This window comes from Streptomyces sp. NPDC021749 (genome assembly GCF_040640655.1).
Classification (GTDB): domain Bacteria; phylum Actinomycetota; class Actinomycetes; order Streptomycetales; family Streptomycetaceae; genus Streptomyces.
On the sequence record NZ_JBFACE010000021.1, the window covers coordinates 98,339 to 109,330 of the forward strand.

Here is a 10,992-nt window from a genome sequence, read left to right on the forward strand (position 1 = left end):
CCGGAGCGGCCCCGCTCGCCCCCTGCGGGCCTCCTCACCTGCCCGGCAGGTCCAGATCCGCCCGGACGATCTTGCCGACCGCGGGCCGGTCGAGGACGGTCCAGCAGGTGGCGAGCGCGGTGACGAGAATCAGCCCCCAGCCACTCTCGGAATCGGGCCCCGGCGGCACGAGGGTGCCGGGGGCCGGTGGGCGCCACTCCGTACGGATGTCGGCGACCTCGATACGGAGGGTGCCCGGCCGGGCCGACCCGGGCAATTTCAGCAGGCGCAATTCGAAGTCCCGGCCAGGCACCCGGCCGTGAGTCACGGCGTTGGCGGCGAGCTCCCCGACGATCAGCGCGACGGAGCCGGAGACCTCGCTCCCGTAGGGAAAGCCCCAGACGTCGAGCTGCTGGACGGCGAGGTACCGGGCGAGGCGGGCCCCGCGGCGGGTGGCGCTGAAGCGCTGGGTGAACATACCTACGGCGACGGTGGGTTGGGCTGACATGACGCCAACGGTGCTGGTCGGCGGGTTCGTACACCAGGGACTCAGCTCGTACTTCGGGACGTGTACGAGCTGAGTACGTGGACGGGTCGGGTAACAGCTCGTCACTATGGGTGACTTGTGGGGTCAGTACCAGTGATCGGGAGTACCCGGAATGGAAGACAGCAGCACCGACACCTACGACAGCGCCAAGCCCGAGCCGTCCGGCAGCCTGCGGACCTTCGGCGCCGTGGAGTGCATGACGCTCCGCAACGTAGAAGTACAGGTGATGCCGCTACACCGGGGCGTGCATCCAGGGCTGGACGGACCGATGCGATTGCTGGAGACCCCGGACAACCAGTGGTTCGGCTACTGCGAGGGGCAGGAAAGCAGCCAGTTCATCACCGACCCGCAGACGATCAGCACGCTCTACATGCGCTATGCGAAACTGCTTTCGCAGGCTCTCACCCCCGAAGACACCCGGGGTCTGCTGACGAGGATGCGAGGAGCGCCATGACGACCGCCACCGAACTGGCCTGGTTCAAAAGCAGTTACAGCAGCGGCGACGGCGACGACTGCGTAGAAGTCGCCCTCTCCTGGCGCAAGTCCAGCTACAGCGGCGACGATTCCGGCGACTGCATAGAAATCGCCGCCTGCCCCACCACCGTCCACATCCGCGACTCCAAGGACAAGAGCGGCCCGCAGCTCAGCGTCCCGGCCCGCGCCTGGGCGGCGTTCGTGGCGTACGCCGCCCAGGAGGCCTGACCGCGGACATCAGCCCGGCACCGGCCCCGTCGACCCCCGTACGACCAGTTCCGGCTGGAAGACGAACTCGGTGCGGCGGACGGGGTCCCGCTCGCCGCGGTCGCGGTCGTGGATCTCCTCGATCAGGGCGCCGACGGCCGCGGTCGCCATCGCGTGCACGGGCTGGCGGACGGTGGTCAGCGGCGGGTCGGTGAAGGCGATCAGCTGGGAGTCGTCGAAGCCGACGACGGAGAGGTCGCCGGGCACGTCCAGGCCGCGGCGGCGGGCCGCGCGGACGGCCCCCAGCGCCATCAGGTCGCTGCCGCAGACGATGCCGGTGCAGCCCTGGTCGAGCAGGGCGGCGGCCGCTGCGTCGCCGCCCTCGACGCTGAACAGGGTGTGCTGGACGCGCCGTTCGGCCTGCCCCCTCGACAGGCCGAACGACTCCCCCAGCGCCGCCACGAAGCCCTCGGCCTTGCGGCGGGACGGGACGTAGCGGACCGGGCCGACGGCGAGGCCGATCCGTTCGTGCCCCAGCTCGGCCAGGTGGCGCACCGCCATCCGGGCCGCCGCGCCGTCGTCGGGCGAGACGAACGGCGCGTCGATCCCCGGGTGGTACCCGTTGATCAGGACGTACGGCACGCCGCGGGCGGTCAGGCGGGCGTAGCGCGACGGATCCGCGCGGGTGTCGGCGTGCAGGCCGGAGAGGAACACGATGCCGGTGACGCCGCGTTCCTCCAGCTGCTCGACGAGTTCGTCCTCGGTGGCGCCGCCCGGCATCTGGGTGCACAGGACCGGGGTGTAGCCGTGGCCGGCCAGCGCTTGCTCGATGATCTGCGCGAACGCCGGGAAGATCGGGTTGGTCAGCTCGGGGATGACCAGCCCGACCAGGCCCGCGCTGCGGCGCCGTAAGCGGACCGGCCGCTCGTGGCCGAGTACGTCCAGCGCGGCGAGCACCCGCTGCCGGGTGCCCGCCGCCACGCCCGCCCGGCCGTTCAGGACCCGGCTCACGGTCGCCTCGCTGACGCCCGCCTGCGTGGCGACGTCCGACAGCCGGGGCGGGTGGTGCCGCGGAAGACCGGGCAGGGTCACTCCTCCCACCAGACGGTGGTGTCGGCGGGTAGTTCGACCTCGTCCGGGCCGGACGCGTCGAGCGGGCCGGAGGCGAGCAGCACACGGCCGGGCACGGAGATGCGGACCGGTTCCTCCGTGGTGTTGGCCGTGCAGACCAGGCCGCCGGGGCGGCGGAAGGCCAGCACGCCGGCGGGGGCGTCGAGCCATTCGACGGCCTCTCCGGCGCCGAGGCCGGGGTGGCTGCGCCGCAGGGAGAGCGCGGTGCGGTAGAGCTCCAGGGTGGAGGACGGGTCGCCGGTCTGCGCCTCGACGGTGAGCGGGGCCCAGTCGGCGGGCTGCGGCAGCCAGCTGCCGCCGGTCCCGAAGCCGTACGGGGGCGCGTCGCCGCTCCACGGCAGCGGCACCCGGCAGCCGTCGCGCAGCCCGTCCTGGCCGCTGTTGCGGAAGAAGGACGGGTCCTGGCGGACCTCGTCGGGCAGGTCGGTGACCTCGGGCAGGCCCAGTTCCTCGCCCTGGTAGACGTACGCGGAGCCGGGCAGCGCCAGCATCAGCAGGCTGGCGGCGCGGGCCCGGTCCGGGCCGCCGCCGAGCCGGGTGCGGTGGCGCACCACGTCGTGGTTGGACAGCACCCAGGTCGTGGGGGCGCCGACCGGGCGCATCGCGTCCAGCGAGGAGTCGATCGCCTCGCGCAGCGCCGCCGCGTCCCAACCGGTGTTCAGGTAGTGGAAGTTGAACGCCTGGTGGAGCTCGTCGGGGCGGAGGTACAGCGCGGTGCGTTCGGCGGTGGGCGTCCACGCCTCGGCGACCGCGATCCGCTCGCCCGGGTACTCGTCGAGGACGGTGCGCCAGGAGCGGTAGACGGCGTGCACACCGTCCTGGTCGAAGAAGGGCAGGGCCTGGTTGCCGAGGAGGGTGAGCTGCTCGGCGTGCCCCATGTCGGGCAGTCCCGGGGCCTTGACCAGGCCGTGGGCGACGTCCACCCGGAAGCCGTCCACCCCGAGGTCCAGCCAGAAGCGCAGGATGGAGCGGAACTCGTCCTGGACGGCGGGGTGGTCCCAGTTGAAGTCGGGCTGTTCGGGGGCGAAGAGGTGGAGGTACCACTCGCCGTCGGGGACCCGGGTCCAGGCGGGGCCGCCGAAGAGCGACTCCCAGTCGTTGGGCGGGAGTTCGCCGTTCTCGCCGCGGCCCTTGCGGAAGTGGAAGCGTTCCCGGGCCGTGGAGCCGGGGCCCTCGGCCAGCGCGCGGCGGAACCACACGTGCTGGTCGGAGCAGTGGTTGGGGACGATGTCGACGATGATGCGCAGGCCCAGGTCATGGGCGTCGCGGATGACCGCCTCGGCGTCGGCGAGGGTGCCGAACATCGGGTCGATGGCGCGGTAGTCGGCGACGTCGTACCCGGCGTCGGCCTGCGGCGAGGCGTAGAACGGGCTGAGCCAGACGGCGTCCACGCCCAGCTCCCGCAGATACGGCAGACGACCGCGGATGCCCGCCAGGTCACCCATGCCGTCACCGTTGCCGTCGGCGAAACTGCGCGGGTAGACCTGGTAGATCACCGCGTCCCGCCACCAGTCGGTGGCAGGGGTGGCCTGCTCAGAGGTGGCCTGCTCAGAGGTGGCCTGCTCAGGGGTGGCGTTGTGCTGGAGGGTCATCTCATCCCTTGGTGGTCCCGGCCGTGAGGCCGGCGACGAGGTGGCGTTGGGCGAAGGCGAAGACGAGTGCGGCCGGGACCGCGATGATCACGGCGGCGGCGGTCATCGAACCCCAGTCGTTGGTGTACTGGTTGACGAAGGTCTGCAGCCCGCCGACGAGGGTGAGGTTCTCCTCGCCGGTCATGAAGGCGGAGGCGTAGGCGACCTCGGCCCAGGCGGTGACGAAGGTGTAGAAGCCGGTGACGGCGAGGCCGGGGCGGGCCAGCGGCAGGACGAGCCGCCAGAAGGTGCCGAACGGGTTGAGGCCGTCGACCCGGCCGGACTCGTCGATCTCGACCGGGATGGTGTCGAAGTAGCCCTTCATCATCCAGGCGCAGAACGGGACGGCGATGGTGAGGTAGGTGATGACCAGGCCCGCGGGCTGGTTCAGCAGGCCCAGGGTCGCCATGAGGTTGTAGAGCGGCACGATGAGCACCGCGACCGGGAACATCTGGGTGATCAGCAGCAGCCACATCAGCGGGCGCATGCCGGGGAAGCGGAAGCGGCTGACGGCGTAGCCGGTGGTGGCGGCGATGAAGACACCGAGGACGGTGGTCAGCCCGACGATCACCACGGAGTTCTGGAACCAGGTCAGGAACTCGGTGTCGGCCAGTACGTGGGTGTAGTTGCCGAGGGTGAAGTGGCTGACGAGGCTGGTGGAGAAGGCGTCGTTCTTCGGTTTGAAGGACGTCACCAGCAGCCAGAGGGGCGGGAAGACGGCGATCACGGCGGCGAGGGCCAGACCGAGGTGCAGTCCGACGGACGCCGGGCGGGAACGCTCGTTGCGTTTGCGGGTCATGGCGGTGGTCACCACACCTCTCCCTGCTTGCGCAGCGCCCGGCGGTAGACGACCGCGACGGCGGAGAGCAGGATCAGGATCAGGACGCCCCAGGCCGCGGACTCGGAGAAGTTGCGCGGGCTGTCGACGAAGGAGAGCCGGTAGGCGTAGGTCACCAGGATCTCGGTGGCGTCGCCGGGGCCGCCCCGGGTCAGCAGGAAGATCACCGGGAACATGTTGAAGGTCCAGATGGTGGAGAGCAGGATCACGGTGCTGCTGACGGCGCGCAGTCCGGGCACGGTGATGTGCCGGAACCGCTGCCAGGCGTTGGCGCCGTCCATCTCCGCGGCCTCGTACAGCTCGGCGGGGATGGAGGTCAGGCCGCCGAGCAGCGCGACGAGCATGAAGGGCACGCCGAGCCAGACGTTGACGGCGACGACCGAGATCTTGGCCCAGGTGGGGTCGTTGAGCCAGGGCACGGCGTCGATGCCGCCGCCGGCCAGCAGCTTGTTGAGGATGCCGCTCTTCTCGTTGTAGAGCATCCGCCAGGTGAAGACGGAGATGAACGCGGGGATGGCCCAGGGCAGGATCAGCGCGAGGCGGTAGAAGGTCCGGCCGCGCAGCTTCCGGTTGAGCATGGTCGCCAGCGTCAGGCCGAGCAGGAAGGTGAGGCCGACGCAGGCGACGGTCCACACGACGGTCCAGCCGAGGCGGTCCCAGAAGACGCCGTCGGAGAGCACCGCCTTGTAGTTGTCCAGGCCGGTGAACTTGTAGGTGGCGGGGATGTGGTTGACGCCGATGTTGCGCTCGACGTTGGCCTCGTTGGCGTCGGTGAGCGAGAGGAAGACGCCGCGGGCCAGCGGGTAGCCGATGATCACCCCGATGACGAGCACCACCGGGGCGACCATCGTCCATGCGTACCAGTGGGTGCCGAAGGCCCGGCGCACCCGTACAGCAACGGTCACTTGTAGTCCTTGAGCAGCTTCCGGTAGGCGTCGCCGGTCGCCTTGGCGGCCTGCTCGGGCGTGGCGGCGCCGGTGAGCACCTTGTTCATCTGGACCTTGATCGGCTCGAAGAGGGAGTTGCCCTCGGCGATCCAGGGGCGCTGGACGGCGCCGTCGACGGCGGGCTTGAAGAACGTGACCATCTCGTTCTTCTTGACGGCCGGGACGTCGTATACGGACTTGCGGGTGGGCAGCAGGCTGAGCTTCTCGGTGGTCTGCTGCTGGACCTTGGCGGAGCTCATGTACTTGACGAAGGCGTAGGCGGCCCGGAGGTTCTTGCTGCCGGCGTAGACGGAGAGGTTCCAGCCGCCCTGCGGGGAGCCCTGGGCGGTGCTGCCGGCCGGGACGGGGGCGACGCCGAGGTTCTTCTTGTCCTTGAAGGCCTTGCCGGCGCGGGCGCCCTCGATGTCCCAGGGGCCGTCGATCGCCATCGCGACGCTGCCGTCCTTGAGAGCCTTGAGCTGGTTCTCCTGGCCGTCGGTGGCGTCGGTGATGGCGGCCTTGGAGTCGACCAGGTCCTTGATGGTCTTGAAGGCCTTGACGCCGGCGCCGTCGTCGATCTGGACGATCTTGTCGCGGGCGTCGACCATGTTGCCGCCCTCGCCGTAGAGGTAGGGCAGGAACCAGTAGGGGTCGTCACCGCGGAGGTAGAGGGCGGTGGCGCCGGTCTTGGCCTTGATCTTCTTGGCGGCGGTGGCAAGGTCGGCGAAGGACTTGGGGACCTCGACGCCGGCGTCCTTGAGGAGCTTCTTGTTGTAGAAGAGGCCCAGGGTGTCGATGACCTGGGGTGCGGCGTAGGTCTTGCCCTTGAACTTGGTGGAGCCGACGGCCTGCGGGAGGTAGTCGTCGGTCTTGTCGAGGGCGGGGGTGCCGTCGAGGGGGGCGAGGTAGCCGAGGTTGGCGAAGTCGGCGGTCCAGGCGACCTCGGTGCGCATCACGTCGGGGGCGCCGGAGTTGCCGCCGGCGGCGTTCTTGAACTTGGCGTTGGCATCGCCGAAGGGGACGTTCACATAGTTGACGTGGACCTTGGGGTGTTCCTTCTGGAAACCTTCGGCAAGCTTGCGGTAGGTCGCCTTCTCGGCGTCGTTGGAGGTGTCCCAGAAGGTGACGGTTCCCGACAGTTCGCCACCGCTGTCCGTGTTTCCTCCCTCGTCACCCCCACCGCACGCCGTCGCCGCCAGTGCCAGACCCGCTACCAGCGCGGTGGCGACCGCGCCCCGTATGCCACGCCGCATGTGAACTCCTTAGGGGAAATGCCTCAGATGGCGGTCAGGAACGTAACAGCGCTGCAAACAAACCGAAAGACCTTGCGGCAAATTGCTGCAAGACCTCTGGAAGGTATTGCAACGGGATGTCCGGAAAGGGACCCTGGAGAGGCCTTCGGCATCGTCACCCGGCGACCGCCCGAGCGTTGACTCCGTGAAGGCACACCCCATGCCTCGCGGCCCCGCCTCTCATGACTCTTGACCTCGACAGGGACGGCAGATGACCCAGGAGCTCACTTCCCCCAGCCCCGCCCCCCAGGCGCCCGGACCGGGCCGAGGTCCGGCCTGGTGGCGCGACGCCGTCATCTACCAGATCTACGTACGCTCCTTCGCCGACAGCGACGGCGACGGCATCGGCGACCTGCGCGGGGCCCGCGCGCGGCTGCCGTACCTCAAGGACCTCGGCGTGGACGCCGTCTGGCTCACGCCGTTCTACGCCTCGCCCCAGGCCGACGGGGGCTACGACGTCGCCGACTACCGCGCCGTCGACCCGCTCTTCGGCAGCCTCCAGGACGCCGACGACCTGATCCGCACCGCCCACGACCTGGGCCTGCGGGTGATCGTCGACATCGTCCCCAACCACACCTCCGACCGGCACCCGTGGTTCCGGGACCCCGAGCTCGCCCGGCAGCGGTACCTCTTCCGCCCCGGCCGCGGCAAGCACGGCGAACTCCCGCCCAACGACTGGGAGTCGGTCTTCGGCGGCCCGGCCTGGACCCGTACCGGACGCGGCGACTGGTATCTGCACCTCTTCGCCCCGGAACAGCCCGATCTGGACTGGGACAACCCGGACGTGCACGCCGAATTCGAGGCCATCCTGCGCTTCTGGCTCGACCTCGGCGTGGACGGCTTCCGGGTCGACGTCGCGCACGGCATGGTCAAGGCGCCCGGCCTGCCCGACATCGGCCACGGCCAGCAGGCCAAGCTGATCGGCAACCAGGTCCTGCCGTTCTTCGACCAGGACGGCGTGCACACCATCCACCGCGCCTGGCGCCGGCTGCTGGACCGATACGGCGAGGACCACGGCAAGCAGGTGATCGGCGTCGCCGAGGCCTGGGCCCCCACCCCCGAACGGCTGGCCCTCTACGTCCGCCCCGACGAACTGCACCAGGCGTTCAACTTCCAGTTCCTGAACACCCCTTGGCGGGCCGACGCGCTGCGCCGGGTCATCGACGCCTCGCTCGCCGCCACCACGTCGGTCGGCGCCCCCACGACCTGGGTGCTCTCCAACCACGACGTGGTACGGCACACCACCCGCCTCGGCGGCGGCCTCGCCCGTGCCCGCGCCGCCACCCTGCTGATGCTGGCCCTGCCCGGCTCCGCGTACCTCTACCAGGGCGAGGAACTGGGCCTTCCCGAGGTCACCGACCTGCCCGACGAGGCACGGCAGGACCCGGCGTTCTTCCGCGGCCACGCCTCCGGGACCAGCGGCCAGGACGGCTTCCGGGACGGCTGCCGGGTCCCGCTCCCCTGGTCCGGCGAGGCCCCGCCGTACGGCTTCGGGCCGGGCGGCAGCTGGCTGCCGCAGCCCGCCGACTGGCCCGCCCTGACCGTCGCCGCCCAGACCGGCGACCCGTCCTCCACCCTGGAGCTCTACCGCACCGCGCTCTCCCTGCGGCGGGAGCTGCCCGGACTGGGCGACGGGGAGATGCGCTGGCAGCCCGCCCCCGACGGGGTGCTCGCGATCGCCCGCCCCGGTGTGCTGTGCACCGTGAACACCCTCGGTCACGAGGTCGAGGTCCCGCTGCCGGGCGACCCGCTGCTGTCCAGCGCCCCGGTGGCCGTCAACGGCACGACGGCCGCACTGCCCGGTGACAGCTGCACCTGGTGGGCGACCCGGTGACAGCTGCACCCGGTGGGCAATCCGACAGCCGGACGGTAAGGTCCCACCCATGACCGCCCGGCTGGCAGATATCGCAGCACAGGCGGGTGTCAGCGAGGCCACCGTCAGCCGGGTTCTCAACGGGAAGCCCGGTGTCTCCGCCACCACCCGCCAGTCCGTGCTGGCCGCCCTCGACGTGCTGGGCTACGAACGCCCGGTGCGGCTGCGGCAGCGCAGTGCCGGGCTGGTCGGGCTGATCACGCCCGAGCTGGAGAACCCGATCTTCCCGGCGTTCGCCCAGGTCATCGGGCAGGCGCTGACCCGCCAGGGCTACACCCCGGTGCTCGCGACGCAGACCCCGGGCGGCTCGACGGAGGACGAGCTGACCGAGATGCTGGTCGACCGCGGGGTGGCCGGCATCATCTTCGTCTCCGGGCTGCACGCCGACACCTCCGCCGACATGCAGCGCTACGAGCAGCTGCGCGGCCAGGGCGTGCCGTTCGTGCTGATCAACGGCTTCTCCGACCAGGTGCAGGCGCCGTTCGTCTCCCCCGACGACCGGGCCGCGGTGGACCTGGCCGTCACCCACCTCGCCGCGCTGGGCCACCGCCGGATCGGGCTGGCGCTCGGCCCCAAGCGCTTCGTACCCGTCCAGCGCAAGATCGAGGGCTTCGTCCGTGCCATGCAGGAGCGACTGCAGATCGGCCCGGCCGAGGCGGAGCCGTACATCCAGCACTCCCTCTTCACCCTGGAGGGCGGGCAGGCCGCGGCGAGCGCGCTGATCGAGCGGGGCTCGACCGCGATCGTCTGCGCCAGCGACATGATGGCGCTCGGTGCGATCCGGGCGGCCCGGCAGCGCGGGCTGGACGTCCCGCGCGACATCTCCGTCGTCGGCTTCGACGACTCCCCGCTGATCGCCTTCACCGACCCGCCGCTGACCACGATCCGCCAGCCGGTGACGGCGATGGGGCAGGCGGCGGTGCGGGCGCTGCTGGAGGAGGTCGGCGGCACCCCGGCGCCGCACAGCGAGTTCGTCTTCCACCCCGAGCTGGTGGTCCGCGGCTCGACCGCGTCGGTCCCGAAGGCGGCCCGGATCCCCAAGCCGCTGCGAGCCACCTGACGGCCGTCTCGGGGCCCGCCTGAAGACCCCCGGCCCAGGGGCCGCCTGAGGGACCGTCTCAGGGACGGCCCTGAGAACGGCGGGGGTCACGCGTCCGCCTCAAGTGCCATACCACGGGTCGAATACCCGACCGAAGGATGATCGGCGACACACCCCTTTCTGGCAGACTGTCTGCCTATGGGTGATGCGCTGACGAGGACTCTGGACGGCCTGCCGACCACCCCGCCACCCAAGGGGGACCGAGCGGACCCGCCTGTGGAAGAGGGCCGACTGGCCCGCTTGCGTAGTCCTCGCGCACCCCGGCTCTGGTTCGAGATCCTGCTGATCGCGGTCAGCTACTGGATCTACTCGATGATCCGCAACGCGGTGCCGGAACAGAAGGCGAAGGCACTGCGGAACGCGGACTGGATCTGGCAGGCCGAGCACTCCCTCGGCATCGCCGTCGAGCACACCGTCAATCACGCGGTGAACTCGGTGACCTGGCTGATCGTGTCGATGAACTACTACTACGCGACGCTGCACTTCATCGTGACGATCGGCGTACTGGTCTGGCTCTACCGCTGGCACCCGGGCCGCTACGCCGCAGCCCGGCTGGCCCTGTTCGCCACCACCGGCGTCGCGCTGGTCGGCTACTACTTCTATCCGCTGGCGCCGCCCCGGCTGATGCCGGGCGGCGGCTTCATCGACACCCTCATCGACCACGGCACCTGGGGCTCGCTGGCGTCCGGCAGCCTCGCCTCGATGTCCAACCAGTACGCGGCCATGCCGTCGATGCACATCGGCTGGTCGCTGTGGTGCGGCATCACGATCGCGCTGCTCGCGAAGCCGGTGTGGGCCAAGGCGCTGGGTCTTCTCTACCCCAGCACCACGCTGCTGGTCATCGTCTCGACGGCCAATCACTTCTGGCTGGACGCGCTGGGTGGGGTGCTGTGCCTGGCCTTCGGCTTCGGACTCGCCGGCATCTGGTACGGGGCGCTGCCGCATCGGCTCACCCCCCACGTACTCGGCTGACCCGCCGCGGGGCGCTGCGGACG

General features: G+C 70.6%; 10 protein-coding genes and 1 pseudogene. 5 read left to right on the forward strand and 6 right to left on the reverse strand.

Translation table 11 applies throughout. From position 1 onward, the window contains the following. Nucleotides 1-34 precede the first annotated feature (34 nt). Nucleotides 35-487 (reverse strand): ATP-binding protein, encoded by a 453-nt coding sequence (locus AB0G35_RS21640; RefSeq protein ID WP_360951685.1) that lies wholly within the window; start codon nucleotides 485-487, stop codon nucleotides 35-37. Between the two features lie 241 nt (nucleotides 488-728). Here AB0G35_RS21640 and AB0G35_RS21645 point away from each other — a divergent pair. Beyond that, a pseudogene (locus AB0G35_RS21645) lies at nucleotides 729-980 on the forward strand (Scr1 family TA system antitoxin-like transcriptional regulator); the annotation flags it as partial. Further along, nucleotides 977-1,228, forward strand: coding sequence for a DUF397 domain-containing protein (locus AB0G35_RS21650; RefSeq protein WP_360951688.1), 252 nt, complete (start codon nucleotides 977-979; stop codon nucleotides 1,226-1,228). The pseudogene AB0G35_RS21645 and the gene AB0G35_RS21650, both read left to right, overlap by 4 nt. 9 nt (nucleotides 1,229-1,237) lie before the next feature. On the opposite strand, the gene AB0G35_RS21655 is transcribed toward AB0G35_RS21650, so the two are convergent. From AB0G35_RS21655 to AB0G35_RS21675, 5 genes are read right to left on the reverse strand one after another with little or no spacing between them, the layout of a single operon-like run. Then, on the reverse strand, nucleotides 1,238-2,308 hold the full coding sequence (locus AB0G35_RS21655; RefSeq protein WP_360951690.1) for a LacI family DNA-binding transcriptional regulator: 1,071 nt from the start codon (nucleotides 2,306-2,308) through the stop codon (nucleotides 1,238-1,240). Further along, nucleotides 2,296-3,930 carry a glycoside hydrolase family 13 protein gene (locus tag AB0G35_RS21660; RefSeq protein WP_360951693.1) on the reverse strand — a complete coding sequence of 545 codons (1,635 nt, stop codon included), beginning with the start codon at nucleotides 3,928-3,930 and terminating at the stop codon, nucleotides 2,296-2,298. The genes AB0G35_RS21655 and AB0G35_RS21660 overlap by 13 nt, the downstream gene beginning before the upstream one ends. A 1-nt stretch (nucleotide 3,931) precedes the next feature. After that, on the reverse strand, nucleotides 3,932-4,768 hold the full coding sequence (locus AB0G35_RS21665) for a carbohydrate ABC transporter permease (RefSeq protein ID WP_360951774.1): 837 nt from the start codon (nucleotides 4,766-4,768) through the stop codon (nucleotides 3,932-3,934). Nucleotides 4,769-4,776: 8 nt separating this feature from the next. Continuing rightward, nucleotides 4,777-5,712, reverse strand: a complete 936-nt coding sequence (locus AB0G35_RS21670) for a sugar ABC transporter permease (protein ID WP_360951696.1) — start codon at nucleotides 5,710-5,712, stop codon at nucleotides 4,777-4,779. Next, on the reverse strand, nucleotides 5,709-6,986 hold the full coding sequence (locus AB0G35_RS21675) for an extracellular solute-binding protein (protein ID WP_360951699.1): 1,278 nt from the start codon (nucleotides 6,984-6,986) through the stop codon (nucleotides 5,709-5,711). The genes AB0G35_RS21670 and AB0G35_RS21675 overlap by 4 nt, the downstream gene beginning before the upstream one ends. Before the next feature lie 250 nt (nucleotides 6,987-7,236). Between AB0G35_RS21675 and AB0G35_RS21680 the strand changes: the two genes are divergently transcribed. The 3 genes from AB0G35_RS21680 (at nucleotide 7,237) to AB0G35_RS21690 (ending at nucleotide 10,969) form a co-directional block, all read left to right on the forward strand. After that, on the forward strand, nucleotides 7,237-8,859 hold the full coding sequence (locus AB0G35_RS21680) for an alpha-amylase family glycosyl hydrolase (RefSeq protein WP_360951702.1): 1,623 nt from the start codon (nucleotides 7,237-7,239) through the stop codon (nucleotides 8,857-8,859). A gap of 49 nt (nucleotides 8,860-8,908) precedes the next feature. Next, nucleotides 8,909-9,958 (forward strand): LacI family DNA-binding transcriptional regulator, encoded by a 1,050-nt coding sequence (locus tag AB0G35_RS21685; RefSeq protein WP_360951705.1) that lies wholly within the window; start codon nucleotides 8,909-8,911, stop codon nucleotides 9,956-9,958. Nucleotides 9,959-10,135: 177 nt separating this feature from the next. Next, entirely contained in the window at nucleotides 10,136-10,969 is an 834-nt protein-coding gene (locus tag AB0G35_RS21690) for a phosphatase PAP2 family protein (protein WP_360951708.1), read from the forward strand. Nucleotides 10,970-10,992: the final 23 nt, after the last annotated feature.